This window comes from Kineosporia corallincola (genome assembly GCF_018499875.1).
In the GTDB taxonomy this organism is placed as follows: domain Bacteria; phylum Actinomycetota; class Actinomycetes; order Actinomycetales; family Kineosporiaceae; genus Kineosporia; species Kineosporia corallincola.
This window is the reverse complement of sequence record NZ_JAHBAY010000016.1, coordinates 15,428-37,682: the sequence shown is the minus strand read 5'-3', so window position 1 is coordinate 37,682 and position 22,255 is coordinate 15,428. Positions and strand designations below refer to the sequence as shown.

Here is a 22,255-nt window from a genome sequence, read left to right as displayed (position 1 = left end):
CATCATTGCCCTCCCCCTTGCCCACCCTTCGATTTTTCACACCGGCCAGACGCCCTGGGTGGTGTCAAAAACGAAACGCATCCCCGTCGGCTGCCCGCTCGATCCGCCGCCCCAGCACCAGTGGTCCAGGAGGTCCAGGAGGCCGGCTCGTGCGCAGGGCATTGACCTTGTCCCTGGGGAAAGGTCCACGATGTCCGGCGTGACGGCGAGCGCGGGAGACGACCGGATGCCGGACCGGCTGACCATCGGCACGTTCGCGCGGGCGGCGGGTCTGTCGGCGAAGGCGTTGCGTCTGTACGCCGAGCTGGAGCTGCTGGTTCCGGCCAGTGTGGACCCGGTGACCGGGTACCGCTTCTACACCGCCGGGCAGCTGGAACGCGCCCGGCTGGTGGCCTGGCTGCGGCGGCTCGGCATGCCGTTGGCTCAGATCCGGCTGGTCTGCGACCTGGAACCGGGCCTGGCGTCGCGGGAGATCGCCGGCTTCTGGGCCCGGGTGGAGGCCGACGTGGCCGAGCGCCGCGAGCTGGCCCGGACGCTGGTGGAAGAGCTCGCCCGGCAGGGGGCCGCGGGGAGCGGCGTGGTGAATCTGGTGGTGGACGGGCGGGTTTCGTCGTCCGTGCGTGGATTTTTCGTGGACCACGCCGCCCGCACCGACGTGGGTCTGGTGCGCGAGAGCAACCAGGACGCCGCCTGGTCCGGTGAGCGTCTGCTGGTGGTGGCCGACGGTTTCGGCACCCGCGGCGCACCGGCCAGCGCGGGTGCGGTGCGGGCACTGCGGCTGCTGGAGTCCGGCCCGCCGCCGGGCGCCGGGGTGCAGCCGGCCGACCTGATCAACGCCATGCAGGACGCCCTTCTCGATGCCGTGCACGAGGTCAACGCCGGAATCGGCCGGCTGCCGCGGGGCGGGCACGACGTCCCGGCGGGCACCACGCTCACCGCCCTGCTCTGGACCGGGTCCGGGCTGGCGCTGGCCCACATCGGCGACTCCAGGGCCTACGTGCTGCGCGACGGCGTGCTCTCACAGATCACTCACGACCACTCGGTGGTGCAGTTCATGGTCGACTCCGGCCGGCTGAGTCCCGAGGAGGCCCGCTCGCACCCGCAGCGCAGTCTGCTGACCCGGGCCCTCGACGGGAGCGCCGATCCCCGGGTCGACATCAGCCTGCACCAGGTCCGGGCCGGCGAGCGCTATCTGCTCTGCTCCGACGGCCTCACCTCGGTGGTGAGCCCCGGCCGCGTGCGGGACGTGCTGCTACGGACCACCGACGCGGCGACGGCGGCCACCGCCCTGATCGACACCGCCCACGAGGCCGGCGCCCCGGACAACGTGAGCTGCGTGGTCGCCGACATCCACGAGTCGCTCCGGTGACGAGCCGGCCGGGCCGGCACCCGGGCGGCCGACGCCGGGGCAGTGACCGACACCGTGGCAGTCACCGACACCGGGGCAGCGGCCGGTGGGAGAACGGCCGGTGGGACAGGCTGACCGTCGACCTGCGTCCGCTGGCGGTGCCGGAGTTCCGGCGGCTGTGGGCGGCCGGGGTGGTCGCGGCGGTCGGCGGGTCGTTCGCCGTGATGGCCGTGCCGGCGCAGTTGTTCCAGCTGACCGGGTCGTCGGCGGTGATGGCCGCGTCGTCCACCGTCTCGTTCGTCGCCCTGCTGGTGTCGTCGCTGGGCAGCGGGGTGCTCGCCGACACCACGGACCGGCGTCGTCTGCTCCTGACCGCCCACTCCGTGCTGGCTCTCGTGCTCGGCCTGTTCTGGCTGCGCGGGGTGCTCGACGTGCGGTCGGTGCCGTTGATGCTGGTGCTGGTGGCCGCCCAGGGCGTCGCGCTCGGCGCGGTCATGACCACCACCGGGGCCGTGGTGCCGCGTCTGGTGCCGGGCGAACTTCTGCCCGCCGCAGCCGCTCTCAGCTCCCTCAGCCGCGGACTGGGGTCGGTGACCGGGCCGCTGCTGGCCGGCGCGCTGATCCCGCTGGCCGGGCTGTCCACCCTCTACCTACTCGACTGTGCCGCCCTGCTCACGGTGCTGTGGGCGGTGTTCCTGCTGCCTGCGCTGCCCGCGCCGCCCCTGCTGCCCGCCATCGAATCGGCACACGGTTCGGGCCGGGTGCTGGAGGGTTTCCGCTACCTGGCGGCGCAGCGGGTGCTGGCCGCCGTGATGGGTGTGGACCTCGCCGCGACGGCGTTCGGCCTGCCCTTCAGCCTGTTCCCCGAGCTCGCGGTGGACATGTTCGGCGACCCGCCCGGGGGCGGCCCGGCCCTGGGCCTGCTCTGCGCGGCGTATCCGGTGGGGACGCTCGCCACCGGTCCGGTGTCGGGCGGCTTCACCCGCGCCCGCCGGCACGGCGTGTGGCTGACCGGCGCGGCCGTCGCCTGGGGAATCAGCCTGGTGCTGCTGGGTTTCGCGCCGGGACTGCCCCTGGCGCTGGCCGCGCTGGTGGCCGGGGGCGGTGTGAACTTCGTGCTGAGCACCTTCCGTAACGCCGTCTGCCAGCAGTACACCGACGACGCGTTGCGCGGGCGCATCCAGGGCTCGCTGACGGTGCTGCTCATCGGCGGGCCGCAGCTGGCGGGTGTGCTGCACGGTCTGGTCTCGCCCGGGATCGGGCCGAGGGCCACGGTGGCGGCCGGCGGCGCGGCCACCGTGCTGGCCGTCGTCGTCATCGCCCTGACCGTGCCCGCCCTGTGGCGGTACAGGTCACCGCACGAACCGCTGGTAGAGCACGAACGCGACGGCAATGACGACCAGGACCAGCAGGATTCGCATCCAGCCATCCTCACAGCCCTCCCGTCACCCGGCAACCAATGATGGACGACGAGGAGCCCGGCACGGCCTCCCCGTCGTCCCTCATCGGACCGTTGTACCGTGCGGGCGTGGCGTGAACCGCACCGGCAGCTCCAGCGGACCCCGCATCATGCCGACCGGGATCCAGCACAGGTCGTCGAGCGGCACCGCCAGGCGCAGGTCGGGAAACCGGCGCAGCAGAGCGCCGATCGCGACGGACGCCTCCATGCGGGCCAGCGGCGCGCCCAGGCAGTGATGGATGCCGTGACCGAACGCCACGTGCCGCGGGCCGGGCCGGGTGACGTCGAGAACGGCCGGGTCGGTGCCCTCCGCCTGCGGCGCGTCCCGGCTGGCCTGCCCCAGGTACACGGCGACCACGTCACCCCGCCGGATGCGCACCCCGGCCAGCTCCAGGTCGTTCGCCGCGAACCGCAGCGTGGACGCCTCCACCGACGAGTCCAGGCGCAGGAACTCCTCCACGGCCTGTTCCACCAGTTCCGGCCGGGCCCGCAGCAGGTCGGCCTGGTGCGGCGCCCGGAACAGCGCCACCATCGCGTTGCCGATCAGGTTCACCGTGGTGTCGTGCCCGGCGATGACGAGAAGCACCGCCGTGCCGATCAACTCGGCCCGCGACAGCCGGCCGTCCTGGGTGCTGGACTGGAGCGTCAAGTCGGACAGCAGGTCGTCGGCGGGCTCGGCCAGCTTGCGCTCCACCAGCTCCGCGACGTAGCCGTTCAGGCTCAGCCCCGCCGCCCGCTGCCGGTCGGAGGGCAGCCCGAGGAAGTCGCCGGTCCAGCGCCGGAAGCTGTCGCGGTCGGCCGCCGGGATGCCCAGCAGCTCGCAGATCACGGTGACCGGCAGCGGCGCGGTGAACGCCTCGACCAGGTCTGCCTCACCGCGCGGCGCCATCGCGTCGAGCAGCCCGGCGGTGATCTCGTGCACCCGCTCGGTCAGCAGCCGGGTGCGACGCGGGCTGAAGGCGGGCGCCACCAGGCGGCGCAACCGGGTGTGGTCGGGCGGATCCAGCTGGAGCATCGAGCCGCCCACCCCGTGGCCCGGCTTGTGCACCGTGTAACCCACCGCCTCCAGGGCCTTCTCGGACGGCGTGGGGTCGTGCCGCAGGTCCGGGTGGGTGAGGGCGGCGCGGGCCTCCTCGTACGACAGCACGGCCCAGGCGGCCAGGCCGTTGCCCAGCCGGACCCGCTGCACCGGGCCGCGGGCCCGCAGTTCGGCGAGCACCCGGGGCGAGTCGGCCTTGACCTCGGGCGTGAAGATCAGGGCGGGCCGGTCCGGTTCCGTCTCCCGCATGGTCGTCCGGTTCATCGGGCCCCCGTCGTCATCGGTGTAGCAACCTGGTCACCGCGTTCCGCGACTCGAGACTGCCACATCCCCAAGGGTTACCGGCGAGGTAATCGGAGACTTCCGGTCGGGTGTGCGGGGACTTCTGCCCCTCCGTCCGGTCCGGCGTGCCGTCCAGACTGGTGTCACCGAAACATCATGATCCACCGAGGTTCAGAGGGCAGCCATGAGGGCACTGCTGGTGTACGAGTCCAGGTTCGGCAACACCGAGTCGGTGGCCCGGGCGGTCGCCGCCGGGCTCGGGACGGTCGTGCGGGTCGACATCCACACCCCGGCGAGCGCCCCGGTCGTGCTCGGCGACGACGTCGCCCTGCTGGTGGTCGGCGCCCCCACCCACGCCCTGGGCCACGGCGTCCCGGAGGGCGACGGGGTGGACCGGTACGCCTGCGCGAGCGTGCGGGACTGGCTCGAGACCCTGCACCCGGCGGGCATTCCCGCGGCGTCGTTCGACACGCACGCCGGCGGGCCGTTCACCGGCCGGCCGGCGCGCACCGTCAGTCATCGCCTGCGGCGTCTGGGTCTTCAGCTGCGCGGCCACGAATCCTTCTGCGCGAAGGGCGTTCTCGGGCCGATGGAGGACGGCGAACTGGACCACGCCCAGCGCTGGGGAGAGAACCTGGCCGCGTCGCTCGCGCCGGTGCCGTCCTAGGGCTTGTTTTGGAATTCGCTGCCGTAGCGAGGAGGTGCCCGGGGCGTCGGCTGACGCGGCCGGTGGGGCCCCTCGTAGCGGTGTTCTACGTGGGGCCACGCCGGACGCGGTCAGACGGCGTCACGGGTGCCCCGCAGTAGGCATGGAATTCCAAAACACGCCCTAGGCGGTCACTTCTCGCGTTCCCGGGCCAGCACGCCGTGGCAGGCTTCCACCAGGAAACCGTTCCCCTCCACCCGGTAGTCGAGCGTGCCGTCGTCGCGCAGGGCCAGCCGGATCTCGACGTCGACGCAGCCCGTGGAGTCCACGTCCTCCTTCACCACCACGTCGTCGCCCCCGCTGATCAGCTGGAGCTCGCCGGTGCACTCCAGGGTGGGGTACTCGCTGCCGCCGACCGACTCCCCCGCCGAGCCGGCGGTGAGCCGGAGCACGGCCAGGTATTTCTGGTCGCCCTGTTTCACCATGCCCCGCCAGGTGCCGACGTAGGCCCGGGGCAGGTCGAGGGCATCGAGCAGGTCCTGCCCGGAGGTGGTCCGCTCCGTCCCGGGCGAGGTGTCCTCGTCCTGAACCGGGTTCTGCCCCTGCACCGCCGGTTGCTGCGTGCCGGTGGTGTCGCCGCTGCTCGCGTCGGAGTGGCTGACCAGGATCGCCACCAGCGCGATGACGACGCCGACCACCCCGGCGACGGCGCCGATCCTCTCCCAGTCGCGTCGGCGCACCGGGGTGTGTTGCGGCATGGACATGTCGTTCCCTCGGTCGGCAGGTCCGGTGCCCCCGAGAATATCCGCGCCGGCCGGCGCCCGGACGGTTTCGCCGCAAGGCGATGAGTTCCGCCCGGCCGGGCGGTCTCCTGGAGGTCAGCGGATCCGGACTCGACCGCAGGAGGAACCATGGGCAGGCTCGTCGTCACCGAGTTCATCACCCTCGACGGTGTGGCGCAGGCACCCGGCGGCCCCCAGGAGGATCCGGAGGGCGGCTTCACCCACGGCGGCTGGCAGGCCCCGCTGCTCGAAGAGGATCGGGCCGACGCCGTGTTCGAGCAGGCCAAGACCCTCGACGTGCTGCTGCTCGGCCGCCGCACCTACGACATCTTCGCCGCCTACTGGCCCCAGGCCCCCGCCGGTATCCCCTGGACGTCCCTGCTCAACGCCGTGCCCAAGCGGGTCGCCAGCCGCACCCTGTCCGGCGACCTGGGCTGGCAGAACTCGTCGCTGATCCCCGGCGACCTGGCCACCGCCGTCGGCGAGCTCAGGCAACGGCACGAACACGTCCACGTGATCGGCAGTCTCGGCCTGGTGCAGTCGCTGCTGCGCCTGGACCTGGTCGACCGGCTGCACCTGTGGCAGTACCCGGTGCTGCTGGGCAGCGGCAAGCGGGTGTTCGGCGAGGGCACGATCCCCGCGGCCCTGCACCTGGCCGAGGGGATCGTGCACCCGGGCGGCACCGTCCAGCTCACCTACGACCGGATCGGCGTGCCCACCTACGGCGACATGACCCAGGAGTGAGCAGACCCGCTCAGCCTGCCAGCGCCCTGCCCGCCGCCGTGGCCTCCGCACGCGCCCGCAGCCGCTCCGCCTCGGCCTCGGCGGCCAGCCGGTCCAGCGCGGGATCCGTTCCGGCCAGGGTGAGTTCGCGCTCCACCACGGTCAGGTCGGCGCCCCAGAACCCGGCGAGCACCTGCCGCAGGTACGGCGTGTTGTGGTCCCAGCCCTCGCGCGGCATGCCCGGCCCGTAGGCGCCGCCGCGGGTGCTCACCAACACCACCGGCTTGCCCTCGAGCACCCGTTCGGTGGCGGCGCCGCCGGCCACCAGCAGGTCGATCCAGACCTTGACGTTCTGCGAAACACCCCAGTTGTACAGCGGGAACGCCAGCAGCAGGGCGTCGGCCGAGCGCACCTCCGTGATCAGCTCGTGCGCCAGGGCCAGTGCCTCGCGCTGGGCCGGGGTCCGCTGCTCCTCGGGCACCGAGAACGACGACACCGCCGCCGCCCAGGCCGTCGCCGGCAGCGGGTCGGTGCCCAGGTGCCGGGTGACGACGGGCTCGTGCGGGCGCCGCTCGCTCCAGGCCTCGAGCACCAGGTCGGCCAGCTCGCTGCCGGCCGAGTACGGCCCGAGGATGCTGGCGTCGATACGGAGCAGGGTCATCAGCGGGACTTCCTTGTCGTCAGAGCGGTTTCGATGAGCAGGTCGAGGGCGGCCGGGGCCGGCCGGGAGGAGCAGACGCTGTCGGCCACCCGGGCCGCGGCCTCGGCGTAGTGCCGGTGGGCGAGCACCTCGGCGACGGCCGGGGCGATCTCGCCCGGCGCGTTCACCACCGTGCCGGCGCCCACCGAGGCCACCCGGTCGGCGTTCATCGGCTTGTCCAGCCCCAGCGGCAGCAGCACCAGCGGCACCCCGGCCGACAGCGCGGACAGCACCGTGCCCGCTCCGCCGGCCGTCACCACCACGTCGACGCCGCTGTCCAGCAGGTCTTTCATCGGCACGAACCCGGCCACGTGCACCCGCTGCGGGTCGGGCGTGCGGCCGCCCAGGTCGCCGGCGGCGTGCGGGGCCACGATCACGTCCACGTCGAGTTCCAGCAGCGAATCCAGCGCCCCGCCGAGCGCCTGCGGGTCTTCCACCACCGTGCCGAGCGTCAGCAGCACCGTGGGCCGCTCGCCGTGGGCGGGGCGCTGCCAGACCGGCCCGTCACCGGCGTGCGGCTGCGCGCGCACCGGGATGCGCGGGGCCGGGTAGACGTCGGACGGGCGCAGCAGCAGGTCCGGCCAGGGGTCGAGATAGGCCACCGGCCCGGTGAAATGGACGTTCTCCCGGGCGAACCGCTCGATCGTGGCGGCCTCGAAGAACCGCGCCAGCTGCTCGTTGAACGGCAGGCTGGCGCCGTGCGCGGCCCAGGGCACGCCGAGCGCCGCGGCCACGTAGGGGCCGTACAGGTCGGCGATGTCGGCCACCACCAGGTCGGGCGCGAAGTCGCGGGCCGCGGCCAGGGCCTGCTCCGCCCCCAGGTCCATGCGGGCGTGCACGAAGAAGTCGATCGGGCCCTGCTGCGCGTTCTCGGCGGACTCGTCGATCGGCACGTCGCGGGCGTCGACGCCGGAGCGCCGCATCACCTCGGCCAGCGTCTCCGGCACCGAGGGCCCGGCGGGCAGCAGCGGCAGGAACGGCGCGAGCCCGCCGACGGACGGGTGGCTGAGCAGGGCGACCTGGTGACCGGCCTGCTGGGCGGCCCGGGCCAGCGGGAGCATCGGCAGCAGGTGGCCGTGCGCCGGGCAGCTGCTGATCAGGATACGCAAGAGCGAACTCCCCTTTCTGGAGTTTCGTTGATTCATCAGAGTCAACTCTGGCGAACATAGCAGCTAGGATCCGGGGGTGGCGAAAGAGGCAGGTAAGGGACGCAGGGCCGAGTACGCGGAGCTCACCCGGCAGGCGATCACCGAGGCCGCCCGCGACTTGTTCATCTCCCAGGGCTATTTCGCCACCAAGGTCGACGAGATCGCCCGCGCCGCCCGGGTCGCCCCGGCCACCGTGTACGCGGTCGGCGGGGGCAAGAGCGGCCTGCTGCGGGCCCTGCTACTGGCCGGCACGGAGTCCGAAGACATCGCCGGCATCCTGGAACGCCTGCGCACCGCCACCGACCCGGCCGAGCTGCTGGCCTACACGGTGCACGTCACCCGCGAGCAGTTCGAGGCCTGGTCACCGCTCATGCGCCAGGTCGCGGCCGCGGCGGCGCAGGATCCGGCGGTGCGCGAGAGCCAGGACATCGCGCACCGCTCGATGCGGGCCGGGCTGGAGCTCACCACGCACCGCCTCGACGAGCTCGGCGCGCTGGGCGTGCCGGCCGGGCGGGCCGTCGACCTGCTCTGGCTGCACCTGTGCAACGCGGCCTACTTCATCCGCACCGACGACCTCGGGTGGACGCTCGACGAGTCCGAGAAGTGGCTGTGCGAAACCCTTCCCGGCCTGATCCTGACCACCCCGGAACCGGGCGGTCGGACGTCCACCATTAGGAACAGGGAATCGCCGCCACCATCAGCGACCCGCCGCGCCCCAGCGCGGAGAACATGATGTCACCGCCGAGCGCCCGCACCCGGTCGAGCATGCCCGGCAGCTCGGCGCCCAGCCGCAGGGGTGTCGGGCGGTCGTCGTGGATCTCGATCTCCACGGTGAGCACCCCCTCGCTGGTGTGCCCCCGCACCTCCACCCGGGCGTCCCCGTCCGGTTCGCTCATCGTGTCCAGCACCGAGCACACCAGGAAGTAGGCGGTCTCCTCGGTGGCCGCCGGGAACCGGCCGCCGGGCAGCGCCACGTCGACGGCCACCGGGTGCCGCTGGGCCATCGCCTCCACCGCCGCGCCCAGCCCGGCCTGGCTCAGCACCGCCGGGTGGATGCCGCGCGCCAGGTCGCGCAGCTCGTCCAGGGCCAGGGAGAGCTCCTGGCTGATGCCGCGCAGCCGCTCGCGCGAGGGATCCGGCAGGGTGGGCGAGTCGGACGCCGCCAGAAAGAGTTTCAGGGCCAGGAGACGCTGCTGGGCGCCGTCGTGCAGGTCGCGCTCCACCCGGCGGCGCTCGGTCACCCCGGCCTGCACCGCCTGCATGCGCACCGACCGCACCTGGCTGAGCCGGCCCAGCACCGCGGCCTGGAGCTGGGCGTTCTCCAGGGCCAGGCCGCTGGCCGCCACGGCGTTGGTGACCACGTTCGGGTGCCGGCGCAGCACCGGGTCGGTGTCGATCAGGGCCAGCGAGGCGCCCACCGCCGAGGTGACCGGCAACCGCAGGCGATCACCGGAGCCGGGTTCGCCCCCCGGCACCCCGGACACGTCGACGTAGGTGTTCAGCTCCGGCGCCCAGTAGAGCACCCGCAGCGAGTCGTCGAGCAGCGCCGAGCGCAGCGCGCTCTGCACGGCCTCGGGGGTGGGGTGGCGCTGCACCCGCCGCACCAGGGTGAGCACCGCGTCGTCGGCCAGGCGCCGCCGCACCACGCTGGCCAGGAACGCCACCGGGACACTGGCGAACACCGCGGCCTGCACCGCGAACGCGACGTCGCGCCCGGCGCCGTGCCAGCCGAGCAGCTGCACCACCGGCACGGTGACCGCGGCCAGGGTGGCGGCCGGGGCGCTGACAGCCATCGGGGCGAGCAGGTCGCGGTCGAGCCCGCGCATGCGCCGGATGCGCACCACCCACAGCGCCGTGAACCCGGTGGCCAGCACCAGCTGGCAGGCGCTGTTCAGCTGGATCACCGCGTCGTTCAGGGTACGGTCGGCGTGCAGCGTGATCCACCACGAGCCCGGGTCGTAGTCCTTCCACTCCGGGCGCATGGTGAGGTCTTGCGCCAGGATGCCGCCGACCACCACCACCCCGAGCACCAGCACGAACACCCGCTCCACGCGGTTCATCAGCGCCGGTTCGGGGTAGCGGAACATCGCCCACACGGCCAGCGAGAGCGCCAGGAAGCTGGACGGCCCGGACAGCAACGGCATCGGCCCGAAGGCCCACTCCTCGCTCCAGCCCAGCGACCACAGCAGGGCCGCGGCGATCAGCAGCACGGCCGTGCGGCGGTGCCCCGGCTCGCCCCAGAGGATCACCCCGGCGCAGGTGAACATCGCCCCGAACAGCAGGCTGCCGGCGGCCACCAGCGGGTACTCCTGCCAGAGCGGTCCCATCACCACGGCGCCCAGCAGCGAGAGGGCAGCCGTCATCGCCAGCGTGCGCCACCACTGACGGGTGGCCGAGGGCGGCAGCGACGACGGGGACGACGCCGCGACCAGAGACGTCGAGCTCACCCGTCACACCCTGGAGGCCCGGACAGAACCGGACAAGAGGGAAAGCCCCTGCCGACGGTCCGGCGGTCCGGGCCGGAACCACGTTCGGACACGGCTCCGCCGGACCTGCCTCAGGTCTGGCCGGCGTACCCGCGCAGCAGCTCCAGAACCGCCTCCCGGTAGGGCAGTACGCCCTTGTAGTCGAGATCGGCCGGGGGCATCACGGCGATCGTGGCCGCCAGCCCTCCGGCCACCGCGGGCCGGTCGGCCAGCGCCGACAGCGGCTCGTGCGCGGTGCGGATGGTGAAAAGCGCGCTGTCGCGCGCCGGTTCGGGCAGCAACCGGAGCGTCTGGTACTCCACCCGCACGTGCAGCGAGACGGCTGCCTGGGCGGGCGTGCGGATCCGGTCGCCCTGCCGGGCCCGGGAGTCGGCGGCGGGCTGGAACAGCCGCGGGTCGTCGGTGATCGCCCAGTTGGCGCGCGTCATGATCCGGTGCTCCCGCAGCCCGGTGAGGAACCGGTCGACCACCGCCGCGAGCTGCCCGGCGTAGCCGGGAACCGGGACGTGCACGGCGAGCATGTCGCGCCCCAGCTTGTCGGCCAGCAGCCACCGGTTCGGCATGGCCAGGCTCGCGCCGGTCAGCCGGGGCCGGCCACCGGTGAGGTCGACCAGGCACAGGTCCTCCGCCACCAGCCGCCCGGCCAGGTCCAGCGGGTGCCGGCCGGTCATGGAGGACGACGAGACGTCTCCCGTCACCCCGCACACCAGATCCAGCACGGCCCGCCCCGCCGCCGTGGTTCCGGGCAGCGCCTGGAAGGCCGCCTCCCCCTGCTCGTCGAGCAGCGCCCGGCGCCAGGTGACCAGGGCCGCGTCGTGCGGACGGGGCCGCAGCCACTGCTCCGCCGGCAGCGTGCGTGCCCCCACCACCAGCCGGAACGGGTCCGGCCCGGGCCGGGGCCACCAGGAGTCGTCGGCCCGCAGCGCCGCGGCCGGGATCAGGGCCTCCAGCTGCTCGGGGGTACGGATCATCGCCTCAGTCTGCGGGGCGGGCGCGGGTTCTGCCATGCCCCCGGCGGTTCAGCCCGCCGTCCGCAGCGATCCGGGAGCCGTCTCCAGCCCGCTGAGATCCAGCCCCCACGTCCCGGTGAGCGCCCGGCGCCCGGCCGCCGTCACGTCCAGGCCCCGGCCGCCGGGCCTCCGGGTGAGCCAGTTCTGCCCGGTGAAGTGCGTGGCGAGGGCGGCGCCGAGCGCGCCGGCCAGGTGCGGGTGCCGCTCGGTCCAGTCCGGGCAGGACCGGGTCAGCGGGCGGCGGCCCGCGCGCAGGGCGGCGACGTCGATCCCGAGCGCCGTCATCGCCCGCTCCCCGTCGTCGCGCAGGGCCAGGTCCGCCGGGTCGAGCCAGCCGCGGCCGGTCAGCGAGCGGGTCAGGGCGATGCCCAGCCGGCCGGCCAGATGGTCGTAACACAGCCTCGCGCGCAGCAGGTCGCGCCGGCCGCGGTGCTGGGCGTGGGTCAGGACCGGGGCGGGCGGGCAGAGGTGGCCGAGCTGTTCCAGGGCCGCGGCCACCGAGTCGTCGGCGATCCGGTAGAACCGGTGACGGCCCCGCGGCACGCAGTCCACCAGCCCGGCGTCGAGCAGCACTCCCAGGTGCTCGCTGGCGGTGGCGGCGCTGACCCCGGCCGCCCGGGCGAGTTCCCCGGCGGGGCGGGTGGAACCGTCCATCAGCACCGCCAGGAACGTCGCCCGCGCGGGCGCCGCCAGGGCCCGGCCGATCGTGGACAGGTCACGGCTCATGTCCCGACTGTAGGCGCACGGCGTTTCGGCCCCGGCCGAAACGTCCCCGGTCTACGGTGCGCGGCATGACGGTGCACACCTACCCCGCGTCGATCAGCTGGCAGGGCTCGACCGGCGCCGGTTACGACGCCTACCCGCGTGGCCATTCCGCCGGGACCGCTCCCGGCGACCACACCCTCGCGCTCAGCGCCGACCCCGCCTTCCGCGGCGACCCGGGGCTGCTCAACCCGGAGCAGCTGCTGGTGCTGGCGGCCGGTTCCTGCCAGCTGCTGTCGTTCCTGGCCGTCGCGGCGCACCGCGGCGTCGACGTGCTCTCCTACACCGACCGGCCGACCGGGCGCATGGACGACGAACAGCGCCCGGCCCGCGTCGCCGTCGTCGAGTTGCGTCCCACCATCGGCGTCGCCCCCGGCACGGACCACGAGAAGGTGCTCCGGCTGGTCGATCTCGCGCACCGCGGCTGCTTCGTCGCGAACTCCCTGTCCGGTGCGGTCACGATCGACGCCACGGTGGTGACGGCGTGAGCGCACCACCGGCCTGGCGCGACGTCGCGGTGCTGCTGGAGGACCGGCCGGGCGCGCTCGCCGACTTCGGGCAGGTGCTGGGCGCCGCGGGGGTCGGCCTGGAGGGCGGCGGGGTGTTCACCCACGCCGGCCTGGCGATCGCGCACTTCCTGGTGGACGACGCCGAGAGGGCACGAGAAGCGCTGACAGCAGCGAACATCGGGCCGGTCACCGTCAACCGGGTGCTCACCGTGCGCCTGCGCCAGGACGTGCCGGGGCAGCTCGGCGCCTTCACCCGCCGCCTCGGCGAGGCCGGGATCAGCATCCTGGTGCAGTACAGCGACCACGACCACCGCCTGGTGCTGGTGGTGGAGCCGGACCAGCACCGGCGGGCCGGCGAGATCGCCCGGGCCTGGGACCAGGATCAGGACCGCACCTCCGGCGGCCCGGGCTAGGACCTCCGGCCCTGCACCCCGGGCCGTCCGGAACGCGAGGCTGTGTGGGTCAGGTCGGCCAGCAGCGAGGTGAGTGATGTCCGAACATCTGGAAACCGGCACCATGAAAGAGCTTTCCCCGGCCGAGTGCTGGGCGTTGCTGCGCAGCCAGGACCTGGGGCGGCTGGCCGTCACCACCGGCGGCGCACCGCTGATCTTCCCGGTGAACTACGCCGTCGACCACGGCTGCGTGGTGCTGCGCACCGCCCCCGGCACCAAACTGGCCGCCGCGCTGACCAGTGACGCCGTCGCCTTCGAGGCCGATGCCCACGACCGCGGCAGCCAGGTGGCCTGGAGCGTGATGATCCAGGGCCAGGCCGAGGAGATGGTCGAGCTGGAGGAACTGCTCGACGCCGACGACCTGCCCCTCAGCCCTCTCCACCCGTCCCCCAAGCACCGCTTCCTGCGGATCGTGCCGACCGAGGTCAGCGGCCGCCGCTTCGCCACCGTCCCCGGCGACTTCTGGCACGGCCCGCTGAGCGGCCGGCGCCGCGCCCCCCGCGACTGACGGCAGCGGCTCACATCCTCGACTTGACCTCGTCGTTCCACACGGTCGTGGCGTCCTCGGTCGCCGCCACCAGGGTGGCCCAGTCCAGCTGGATCGACGAGGTGACGGTCTCCAGCTGGAAACTCTTCAGGTCGGCGTACTTCTTGTCCAGCGTGGCCCCGTCGACGAGCGGGATGGTGGCGGTGGCCGCGCAGTAGGCGCTGACGTTGGCCGGGTCGAAGATCTCGTCCATCAGCCCGGCGGCCGCGTCGACCTGCCCCTCGGTCGAGCCCTTGATGATCTGGAACCCCTCCGGGAAGGCCATCACGCCCTCCTCCGGCACCGCGAAACCGATCGGGTCGCCGGCGTCCATCCAGCTCTGCGCCACTCCCTGGAAACCGGGGGCCAGCACCACCTCACCGGCCTTGAGCTGCTTGCGCAGCTGGTCGTTCGACGCGACGAACCCGCTGAACTGGCCCCGCCGGGCGGCTTTGGCGTACTCGTCCATGCCGAGCGTGAAGTCGCCCTCGTCGCCGCCCTGGATGCGCGCGATCACCGGCAGCCCGTTCAGGCCGAAAGCCGGTGCGTCCCAGGTGGTCACCTTGCCCTGATACTTGCTGTCGAAGAGCTGCATCCAGCTGGCCGGGGGCGTCGGGAAGGCCTCGGTGTTGTAGATCAGGCCCATCGCGTCCATCACCATGAAGGCGCCGTGCCCGCTGACGATCCGGTAGTCCGGCAGCACGTTCGCCAGGTTCTCCACCGAATCCGGCACGGCGAGCCACAAGTCGCTGTTCTCGCCGGTGGCGAACGACTGCGCGTTGAAGAAGCCCAGGTTCAGCAGCGGGTCGCCCGCGTCGATCTGCACCGAGCTGACCAGCTTGGGGAAGGTCTCGGCGTTCGTGCCCTCGATGTAGCTGATCTTCACCCCGTGCGCGGCGGCGTACTCGTCACCGACCCTCACCGGCACCGTGGCCTGGTCGCCGGCCCAGTGGAACATCGTCAGGGAGGTGTCGCCCGACCCGGAACCGATTCCGGCCACGCCACATCCGGCCAGTCCCAGCAGACTGCCCGCCCCCAGGCCGAGAAAGCCGCGACGGGACATCGCGCTGCGGTTCATTGCCCAACTCCTCGTACTCCACGCACGTGGGATCGGTAGCCGTCGTGAACCCCCGCCCCAGCACGTCATGCGCGCATGCCGCTTCGCATACGAATTTGCCCACAAAGACTAGGGGCCTTCCGGGGAGCCCTCCGGAATTGGACGGCTGATCCGTGACCGAGCGGGACGCCGCCGTCCGGGTTCGGTGATCGTTCAGTGGGCCGCAGAACCCGCGAACGGCAGGCAAAAAGAATGTTGCAGGCATTTGGGGCCACGAAAAACCGTATCCGGCATCACAGTCACGGTCGGTCCATGACGGACGACGAGGAGCCCGGCGGTTGCTCCTCGTCGTCCACCGTTGACCGCAGCGCGATCAGCCCGGCGGCGGTGGAACCGAAGCCGCACGCACCCAGATAGAACGGCCGCAGCCGCTCCTCGAAGTCGACGTGCAGCCAGGCGCAGCCGGCCGCGCGGGCGCCGCGGGCCGCGACGGCCACCAGCTCCCGGCCCAGCCCGCCGCGCCGCAGGTGGTCCGCCACCACGGTGTCGAGCAGGAAGGCGTGGGCACCGCCGTCCCAGGCGACATTGACGAACCCGGCCAGCCGGCCGGACTCGTGCGCGCACACCCAGCCCAGGCTGTGCCGGTTCACCCGGCCCCACCAGTCTTCCGGGTCACTGCCGAAAGCCGCTGCGTGCAGCGCGTTCACATCCTCGTTCCGGAACGGTGCGCGCCACCCGCAGACGATCGTCACGGCCGGGGCGCGGCCAGTGGCTCGGGCGTGCGCAACTCGGCCTGCATCAGCACCAGCAGCTCGGCGGCCACACTGACCGCGACGGTGGCCGGGTTCTTGCCGGTGACCGTGGGAATGCCGACGGGACAACGGATCCGCGACAGCGGATCGGGATGGCCGGCGTCCTCCAGCCGCCTGCGGAAGTTGCCGCGCTTGGCGGTGGACCCGATCAGGCCGATCGAGCCGACCCGAGCCGTGCGCAGGGCCTGGTCACAGATCGCCAGGTCCTCGGCGTGGTCGTGGGTCATCACCAGCACATGGGTGCCCTGCGGCAGTTCGGCCAGCACCTGCTCCGGGGCGATCGGCACGGCGTGCACCCGCACCCGGGCCCGGGCGTCGTGCAGCGGGGCGAGCCGTTCCGGGGAGAGCTGTCCGGCCCGGGTGTCCACCAGGTGCAGGTCGAGGTCGTGGCGGGCCATGATGCGGGCGAGTTCCATCCCGACGTGGCCGATTCCGAAGATCGCCACGGCCGGGGCCACGTTCAGCGGCTCCAGCAGCAGCGTCACCTCGCCGCCGCAGCACTGCACACCGTGCTGGGTGGGCACCTTGTCGTTCAGCGACAGCGTGATCAGCTCGGGCGCCGGCAGCGCACCGCGCGCCCGCTCGATCGCCACCGCCTCCAGGTTGCCGCCACCCACGGTGCCCCATGTCTCGTGCTGCGACACCAGCATTTTCGCGCCCGCCTCACGCGGGGCGTGACCGCGCACGGCGGCCACGGTGACCAGCACCCCGCTCTCGTGGCGGCGGCGCAGCTGCTCGATCCCGCTCAGCCAGTCCATGCCGGCTCCCGTCGCGGCACCCGGGCCCGCTGCACGGCCCAGTAGACCTGCTCGGGGGTGGCCGGTGAGGGCAGTTCCACGGCGGCGTCGCCGGGCCCGAACGCCGCGACCGCCTGGCGGATCGCCTCGCGCACCGAGAAGGCCAGCATGAAGGGCGGCTCGCCGACCGCCTTGGAACCGTGCACCACGCCGTCCTCGGTGGCCTCGTCGAGCAGGGTCACGTTGAGCACGTCCGGCATCTCGGAGAAGCTCGGGATCTTGTAGGTGCTGGCACCGGCGGTGAGCAGGCGGCCGCGGTGCGGGCCGTCGGTCTCGTCCCAGCGCAGGTCCTCCAGCGTGAGCCAGCCCAGCCCCTGCACGAAACCGCCCTCGATCTGCCCGATGTCGATCAGCGGCGAGATGCTGTCGCCGACGTCGTGCACGATGTCGACGCGGCGGATCTCGTAGGCTCCGGTGAAGGCGTCCACCTCGGCCTCGGCCACCGCCACGCCGTAGGCGAAGTACTTGAACGGGTGCCCGCGCATCGCCCGGCCGTCCCAGTGGATGCCCTCGGTGCGGTAGAAACCCGCGGCGGACAGCTGGATCCGGGAGAAGTAGGCATTGGTCACCCGCTCCTCCCAGGTCTCGCCCGGCACGTCCCTGATCCGGTCGAGGATCTGCCGGCAGGCGTCCTGCACCGCGGCGCCGTTCAGGTCGGTGCCCGAGGAGGCCGCCGTGGCCGAGGTGTTGGGCACCTTGTCGGTGCGGGTCGGGGCCAGCCGCACCTTCTCCAGGGGCAGGCCGAGCGTGGTGGCCGCCACCTGGAGCATCTTGGTGTGCAGGCCCTGGCCCATCTCGGTGCCGCCGTGGTTGATCAGCACCGAGCCGTCCTTGTACACGTGCACCAGCGCGCCGGCCTGGTTGAAGGCCGTGAAGTTGAACGAGATGCCGAACTTCAGCGGGGTGATGGCCAGACCCCTTCTGCGGTGCCGGTTCCCGGCGTTGAACCGCTCGATCTCGCCCTGCCGCCGCTGGAAGTCGCTGATGTCGAGGGCCTGCTGCCAGGACCGTTCCAGCCGCTCCGGGTGCCGCACCGGCTGCCCGTAGGGGGTCTCCTGGCCGGGCCGGTAGAAGTTGCGGCGCCGTAGCTCGTCGGCCGGGACGCCCAGGCGCGGGGCGCACCGGCCGAGGATGTCCTCGATCACCAGCATGCCCTGCGGGCCGCCGAAGCCGCGGAACGCGGTCTGGGACGTCTTGTTGGTGCGGGCCACGCGGCCCTTCACGCTGATGTGCGGGATCCAGTAGGCGTTGTCGATGTGGCACAGCGCCCGCGACAGCACCGGCTCGGACAGGTCCAGGCTCCAGCCGCCGTCCGAGGTGAGCGTGGCGTCGAGCGCCAGCAGCTTCCCGTCGGCGTCGAAGCCCACCCGCCAGGAGGCGTGGAAGCCGTGACGCTTTCCGGTCAGGGCCATGTCGAGGGCCCGGCTCAGGCGCATGCGCACCGGCCGGCCGGTCAGCTGCGCGCCGAGCGCCGCGACCGCGGCCAGACCGTGCGGCTGCATCTCCTTGCCGCCGAAGCCGCCACCCATCCGCAGGCACTGCACGGTGACCTCGTGGCTGCGCAGCCCGAGCACGTGCGCCACGATCTCCTGGGTCTCGCTCGGGTGCTGGGTGCTGGCCTGCACGAAGACCTGCCCGGCCTCGTCGGTCATCGCCAGCGAGCTGTGCGTCTCCAGGTAGAAGTGCTCCTGCCCGGAGAAGGCGAACTCACCCTCGAACACGTGGGCGGCACCGGCCAGTCCCTCGGCCGCCGCACCGCGCTCCATCAGCAGCGGGGCGCCCTGGTAGCTCTGCTCGGCGATCGCCTCCCGCACCGTGATCACCGAGGGCAGGGGCCGGTACTCCACCCGGACCGCCCCGGCGCCCAGCCGGGCCTGCTCCAGGCTCTCCCCCAGCACCCAGCACACGGCGTGGCCGTAGTACATGACCTCGGTGGGGAACAGCGGCTCGTCGTGCTTGACCCCGGCGTCGTTGACGCCCGGCACGTCGGCGGCGGTCAGCACCCGCACCACCCCGGGCATCTCCAGGGCCAGGCTGACGTCGAGGGAGGTGACCAGGGCGTGCGCGTGCGGCGCCTGCACCGGGTAGGCGTGCAGCACGTTGGCCGTGCGGTACACCAGATCGTCGGTGTAGAGGGCCTTTCCGGTGACGTGCTGCACGGCGCTCTCGTGCGCGACGGGCCTGCCGACGCTCGTCGTGTCGCCGGCGTCGGGCCTGCCGCCGCTCATCGTGCCTCCAGCATTCCGGCGCCGAACCGGCGCAGCGACTCGCCGAGCATGGCCGAGCGGAAGGCGGCGCTGGCCCGGTGGTCGTCCAGCGGCGTGCCCTCACCGCCCAGCACCGCGGCGGCGGCCTCGATCGTGTCCTCGGTGAACGGGCGGCCGGTCAGCGCGGCCTCGGTGGCCAGGGCGCGCACCGGGGTGGCGGCCACGCCGCCGAGCCCGATGCGGGCGCGGGTGACCACACCGTCGTCGTCCAGGTCGAGGGCGAGCGCCACGGCGACGCTGGAGATGTCGTCGTAGCGGCGCTTGGCGATCTTCTGGAAGGCGGTGTGCCCCGGCAGGGGCAGCGGCACCCGGATGTCGCGGATGATCTCGCCGGGCCGGGCCACGGTGGCGCGGTAGCCGGTGAAGTAGTCCGCCAGCGGCACCTCCCGGTCGCCGCCGGCGGCCGAGGTGAGCACCAGGCCGGCGTCCAGGGCCAGCAGCACCGGGGCCAGGTCGCCGATCGGCGAGGCGGTGCCGAGGCTGCCGCCCGCGGTGGCCGAGTTGCGGATCAGCCGGGAGGCGAACTGCGGGAACAGCTCGGCCAGCAGCGGGACCCGGCCGTCCAGGCGGCGTTCCAGCTCGGTCAGGGTGAGTGCCGCACCGAACCGGACGGATTCGTCCGTGATCTCCAGTGTGCGCAGTTCGTCGAGATGGCCGATCGAGACGATCAGTTCCGGCCGTAAACCCTTGAGGTTGATGTCGACACCGAGGTCGGTGGCGCCGGACACGACGGTGGCCGCGGGGTCGCGCGCGAGCACGTCGAGCGCCTCGGCCAGCGTGGCCGGGCGCAGGAAGCCGGCACCGCCACCGGGTTCGGGGGTGGGCGGCGCGTGCGAGCAGCGCTCGGCCAGCGGGTCGCCGGGCGCGGGCCGGCCGAGGGCCGTGGCGGCGTCGCGGATCGGCCGGTATCCGGTGCAGCGGCAAAGGTTTCCGCTGAGCGCGTGCAGGTCGAAGTGCTCGCCGCGGTCGGGCCGGTAGTACTCGGCGGCCATGCTGCACACGAACCCGGGCGTGCAGTAGCCGCACTGCGAGCCGCCCCGCTCGGCCAGCTCACGCTGCACCGGGTGCAGGCCGTCCGGCCCGGCGAGACCTTCGGAGGTGCGCACCTCCATGCCCGCCAGGGCACCGGCGGGCATCAGGCAGGCGTTGACGGCGGTCCACTCGGTGGCACTGGCCACGCCCGGGCGGGCCACCAGCACGGCGCAGGCGCCGCACTCCCCCTCGGCGCACCCCTCCTTGGCCCCGAGCAGGCCCTGCGCGCGCAGCGCGTCGAGGGCGGAGCCGTTGGCGGGAAAATCGCCTAGCTGAAGGGATTTTCCATTGACGATGGTGGTAGGCATGCTCCGGCTTCCGGGGTCGGCGTGGACGGGTGGCTGGGCAGATGCCGCCGATTCCCGTGCGCGACGCGGCCCCGCACCCATGCGGTGCTGTGAGTGCGGGAGCGGAGGTCCATGGCGGGTACCGTAGAGCCATAGGTCCCGGCCTGACAAGCGAGGTTGCACCTTCCGGACCATCGGCACGTTTTTGTTTCCGGCTCGTTAATTCCGCTGCGGCAATGATTTCCGCCGGCCGCAGGCCCGCGGGACCTATGGCTCTACAGTGGCCCGCACGACCGGTGCCATAAAAATCGCACCGGATTCGGGCAGCTCAGAAGGGTCTCCATGCGAATCATCATCATCGGCGCGGGAATCGGCGGCACCAGTGCCGGGACCGCGCTCACGCGCCTCGGTCACCAGGTCGAGATCTACGAGCAGGTGACGGAGAACCGGCCGGTGGGGGCCGCGCTGTCGCTGTGGCCCAACGGGGTGAAGGCGCTCAACCACCTGGGGCTGGGCGAGGTGACCGCGCGGCTGGGCGGGCGCATGGACAACATGTCGTACCGCGACGGCCGTACCGGCGACACGATGTGCCGGTTCAGCCTGGCGCCGGTCACCGAGGAGATGGGGCAGCGCCCCTACCCGGTCTCGCGCGCCGAGCTCCAGGCCGCGCTGATGGAGGCGTTCGGGCTGGACCGCATCCGCTTCGGCATGCGGCTGGAGGGTGTGGAGCAGCACGGCGACACGGTCACGGCGACCTTCGCCAACGGTGAGACGGCCACCGGCGACATGCTGATCGGCGCCGACGGGGCGCGCTCGCGCATCCGCTCCTACGTGGTGGGCGCCGAGCTGGAACGCCGCTACGCCGGATACGTGAACTACAACGGCCTGGTCGAGATCGACCCGGAGGTCGGGCCGGCCGACCAGTGGACGACGTATGTGGCCGACGGGCAGCGGGTCTCGGTGATGCCCGTGGCGGGCGACCGGTTCTACTTCTTCTTCGACGTGGTCGAGCCGGCCGGTCTGCCCTACGACCGCGCGGACGCCCGCGCGGTGCTGTCGAAGCACTTCAGCGGCTGGGCGCCCGGCGTGCAGCGGCTGATCGAGCGGATCGACCCGGCCAGCACCAACCGAGTCGAGGTGTTCGACATCGACCCGTTCCACACCTGGGTGCGCGGGCGGGTGGCGCTGCTCGGCGACTCCGCCCACAACACCACGCCCGACATCGGGCAGGGCGCCTGCTCCGCCCTGGAAGACACGATCGTGCTGGAGCGGGTGCTGGCCACCACCACCCTCGGCGTGGAAGACAGCCTGCGCCGCTACCAGGCGGCCCGCACCCAGCGGGCCGGCGACCTGGTGATGTGGGCCCGCAAGCGCGCCGACGTGACCCACGCCAAGGACCCGGAGATCACCCAAGCCTGGTACGAGGAGCTGCGGCGGGAAGACGGCACCGGGGTGATCCGGGGCATCGTGGGCAACATGGTGGGCAATCCACTGGGGTAGCCCGGCAGCCGAATTGACGGACGACGGCGAGCGCGTCACGGGCTCGCCGTCGTCCATCATTTTTGCGCCGTCCGCTCCCCCACGCGGCGTCTCGGGGAGAGGACGCCGCCGCGGACGGTTCAGGGACGCTGAACCACGGCCTGGGGGGCGGAGAGCATGATCCGCAGCAGGCCGGCCAGCTCGTCGGCCTGGGCCGGGTCGAGGCGGCCGGTCTCGGCCGAGACGGCCTGCGTCACCTCGCGATAGGCGGTCTCGGCCAGTGCCAGGCCGGCCGGGGCGATCATCACGTCGACGGCGCGGCGGTCCTCGGCGTTGCGCTCGCGCCGCACCAGGCCGCGCTTCTCGGCGCGGTCGATGAGGCCGGACATCGTGGACTTGTCCAGGCCGAGGTGGGCCGCCAGCTCGGTCACCCGTACGCGGTGGTCGCGCAGGATGCCGAGCACGCGCAGCTGGGTGAGCGACAGGTCGTGCTCGGCGCCGACCCGGATCAGCGCGGTGGTGATGCGGAAGGTGGTCTGCACGAGCACGTCCACGAGCGGCTCCACCACCGGTTCGGGTGACATGCGCCGATCCTAGTTCATGGTTGGCATTGCCAACCACTTGACGTTGGTTGGCAATGCCACCTACTTTG

22 protein-coding genes are annotated in these 22,255 nt (G+C 72.8%); 9 read left to right on the top strand and 13 right to left on the bottom strand.

What is annotated here, in order from left to right; all coding sequences use genetic code 11:
- The first annotated feature begins 190 nt into the window (after window positions 1-190).
- Window positions 191-1,369 (top strand): MerR family transcriptional regulator, encoded by a 1,179-nt coding sequence (locus tag KIH74_RS30020; RefSeq protein WP_372492147.1) that lies wholly within the window; start codon window positions 191-193, stop codon window positions 1,367-1,369.
- Window positions 1,366-2,811, top strand: a complete 1,446-nt coding sequence (locus KIH74_RS30015) for an MFS transporter (RefSeq protein WP_214159761.1) — start codon at window positions 1,366-1,368, stop codon at window positions 2,809-2,811. The genes KIH74_RS30020 and KIH74_RS30015 overlap by 4 nt, the downstream gene beginning before the upstream one ends.
- Before the next feature lie 39 nt (window positions 2,812-2,850).
- On the opposite strand, the gene KIH74_RS30010 is transcribed toward KIH74_RS30015, so the two are convergent.
- On the bottom strand, window positions 2,851-4,110 hold the full coding sequence (locus tag KIH74_RS30010) for a cytochrome P450 family protein (RefSeq protein ID WP_214159760.1): 1,260 nt from the start codon (window positions 4,108-4,110) through the stop codon (window positions 2,851-2,853).
- 202 nt (window positions 4,111-4,312) lie between these two features.
- On the opposite strand from KIH74_RS30010, the gene KIH74_RS30005 reads away from it, so the two are divergent.
- Window positions 4,313-4,795, top strand: coding sequence for a flavodoxin family protein (locus KIH74_RS30005; RefSeq protein WP_214159759.1), 483 nt, complete (start codon window positions 4,313-4,315; stop codon window positions 4,793-4,795).
- A gap of 170 nt (window positions 4,796-4,965) precedes the next feature.
- Here the strand turns inward: KIH74_RS30005 and KIH74_RS30000 are convergent, their stop codons facing one another.
- Window positions 4,966-5,532: a hypothetical protein gene (locus KIH74_RS30000; RefSeq protein ID WP_214159758.1), complete on the bottom strand. Its 567-nt coding sequence runs from the start codon at window positions 5,530-5,532 to the stop codon at window positions 4,966-4,968.
- A gap of 153 nt (window positions 5,533-5,685) precedes the next feature.
- Here KIH74_RS30000 and KIH74_RS29995 point away from each other — a divergent pair, with 153 nt between their 5' ends.
- Window positions 5,686-6,300, top strand: coding sequence for a dihydrofolate reductase family protein (locus KIH74_RS29995; RefSeq protein ID WP_214159757.1), 615 nt, complete (start codon window positions 5,686-5,688; stop codon window positions 6,298-6,300).
- A 10-nt stretch (window positions 6,301-6,310) separates the two neighbouring features.
- On the opposite strand, the gene KIH74_RS29990 is transcribed toward KIH74_RS29995, so the two are convergent.
- Both KIH74_RS29990 and KIH74_RS29985 read right to left on the bottom strand, forming a co-directional pair.
- On the bottom strand, window positions 6,311-6,940 hold the full coding sequence (locus KIH74_RS29990) for an FMN-dependent NADH-azoreductase (RefSeq protein ID WP_214159756.1): 630 nt from the start codon (window positions 6,938-6,940) through the stop codon (window positions 6,311-6,313).
- The gene (locus tag KIH74_RS29985) at window positions 6,940-8,088 is read right to left on the bottom strand and encodes a nucleotide disphospho-sugar-binding domain-containing protein (RefSeq protein ID WP_214159755.1); all 1,149 of its coding nucleotides are present in this window, start codon (window positions 8,086-8,088) and stop codon (window positions 6,940-6,942) included. The genes KIH74_RS29990 and KIH74_RS29985 overlap by 1 nt, the downstream gene beginning before the upstream one ends.
- A gap of 76 nt (window positions 8,089-8,164) precedes the next feature.
- Between KIH74_RS29985 and KIH74_RS29980 the strand changes: the two genes are divergently transcribed.
- Window positions 8,165-8,860 (top strand): TetR/AcrR family transcriptional regulator, encoded by a 696-nt coding sequence (locus KIH74_RS29980; protein WP_214159754.1) that lies wholly within the window; start codon window positions 8,165-8,167, stop codon window positions 8,858-8,860.
- On the opposite strand, the gene KIH74_RS39010 is transcribed toward KIH74_RS29980, so the two are convergent.
- The 3 genes from KIH74_RS39010 to KIH74_RS29965 all read right to left on the bottom strand — a co-directional run bounded on the left by KIH74_RS39010 (window position 8,799) and on the right by KIH74_RS29965 (window position 12,349).
- Entirely contained in the window at window positions 8,799-10,574 is a 1,776-nt protein-coding gene (locus tag KIH74_RS39010) for a sensor histidine kinase (RefSeq protein ID WP_214159753.1), read from the bottom strand. The two genes, KIH74_RS29980 and KIH74_RS39010, sit on opposite strands and share 62 nt — an antisense overlap.
- Window positions 10,575-10,684: 110 nt before the next feature.
- Window positions 10,685-11,584, bottom strand: a complete 900-nt coding sequence (locus tag KIH74_RS29970) for a heme-dependent oxidative N-demethylase family protein (RefSeq protein WP_214159752.1) — start codon at window positions 11,582-11,584, stop codon at window positions 10,685-10,687.
- Window positions 11,585-11,632: 48 nt separating this feature from the next.
- Entirely contained in the window at window positions 11,633-12,349 is a 717-nt protein-coding gene (locus KIH74_RS29965; RefSeq protein ID WP_214159751.1) for an ArsR/SmtB family transcription factor, read from the bottom strand.
- 65 nt (window positions 12,350-12,414) lie between these two features.
- On the opposite strand from KIH74_RS29965, the gene KIH74_RS29960 reads away from it, so the two are divergent.
- The 3 genes from KIH74_RS29960 to KIH74_RS29950 all read left to right on the top strand — a co-directional run bounded on the left by KIH74_RS29960 (window position 12,415) and on the right by KIH74_RS29950 (window position 13,854).
- Window positions 12,415-12,873, top strand: a complete 459-nt coding sequence (locus KIH74_RS29960; RefSeq protein ID WP_214159750.1) for an OsmC family protein — start codon at window positions 12,415-12,417, stop codon at window positions 12,871-12,873.
- Window positions 12,870-13,307: a hypothetical protein gene (locus KIH74_RS29955; RefSeq protein WP_214159749.1), complete on the top strand. Its 438-nt coding sequence runs from the start codon at window positions 12,870-12,872 to the stop codon at window positions 13,305-13,307. The genes KIH74_RS29960 and KIH74_RS29955 overlap by 4 nt, the downstream gene beginning before the upstream one ends.
- 76 nt (window positions 13,308-13,383) lie before the next feature.
- On the top strand, window positions 13,384-13,854 hold the full coding sequence (locus KIH74_RS29950; protein WP_214159748.1) for a pyridoxamine 5'-phosphate oxidase family protein: 471 nt from the start codon (window positions 13,384-13,386) through the stop codon (window positions 13,852-13,854).
- Window positions 13,855-13,864: 10 nt separating this feature from the next.
- Here KIH74_RS29950 and KIH74_RS29945 read toward each other — a convergent pair whose 3' ends face one another.
- From KIH74_RS29945 to KIH74_RS29925, 5 genes are all read right to left on the bottom strand, one after another.
- Window positions 13,865-14,950 (bottom strand): ABC transporter substrate-binding protein, encoded by a 1,086-nt coding sequence (locus KIH74_RS29945; protein ID WP_214159747.1) that lies wholly within the window; start codon window positions 14,948-14,950, stop codon window positions 13,865-13,867.
- A 278-nt stretch (window positions 14,951-15,228) separates the two neighbouring features.
- Complete coding sequence (locus KIH74_RS29940) at window positions 15,229-15,681, bottom strand: GNAT family N-acetyltransferase (RefSeq protein WP_214159746.1); 453 nt, start codon at window positions 15,679-15,681, stop codon at window positions 15,229-15,231.
- Complete coding sequence (gene xdhC, locus KIH74_RS29935) at window positions 15,678-16,499, bottom strand: xanthine dehydrogenase accessory protein XdhC (protein WP_214159745.1); 822 nt, start codon at window positions 16,497-16,499, stop codon at window positions 15,678-15,680. The genes KIH74_RS29940 and xdhC overlap by 4 nt, the downstream gene beginning before the upstream one ends.
- On the bottom strand, window positions 16,487-18,766 hold the full coding sequence (locus KIH74_RS29930) for a xanthine dehydrogenase molybdopterin binding subunit (protein WP_214159744.1): 2,280 nt from the start codon (window positions 18,764-18,766) through the stop codon (window positions 16,487-16,489). The genes xdhC and KIH74_RS29930 overlap by 13 nt, the downstream gene beginning before the upstream one ends.
- Window positions 18,763-20,145 carry a xanthine dehydrogenase small subunit gene (locus tag KIH74_RS29925; protein WP_214159743.1) on the bottom strand — a complete coding sequence of 461 codons (1,383 nt, stop codon included), beginning with the start codon at window positions 20,143-20,145 and terminating at the stop codon, window positions 18,763-18,765. The genes KIH74_RS29930 and KIH74_RS29925 overlap by 4 nt, the downstream gene beginning before the upstream one ends.
- 321 nt (window positions 20,146-20,466) lie before the next feature.
- Between KIH74_RS29925 and hpxO the strand changes: the two genes are divergently transcribed.
- On the top strand, window positions 20,467-21,624 hold the full coding sequence (gene hpxO / locus KIH74_RS29920) for an FAD-dependent urate hydroxylase HpxO (RefSeq protein ID WP_214159742.1): 1,158 nt from the start codon (window positions 20,467-20,469) through the stop codon (window positions 21,622-21,624).
- Between the two features lie 119 nt (window positions 21,625-21,743).
- On the opposite strand, the gene KIH74_RS29915 is transcribed toward hpxO, so the two are convergent.
- A complete protein-coding gene (locus KIH74_RS29915; RefSeq protein ID WP_214159741.1) occupies window positions 21,744-22,187 on the bottom strand; it encodes a MarR family winged helix-turn-helix transcriptional regulator in 444 nt (147 codons plus the stop codon).
- Window positions 22,188-22,255: the final 68 nt, after the last annotated feature.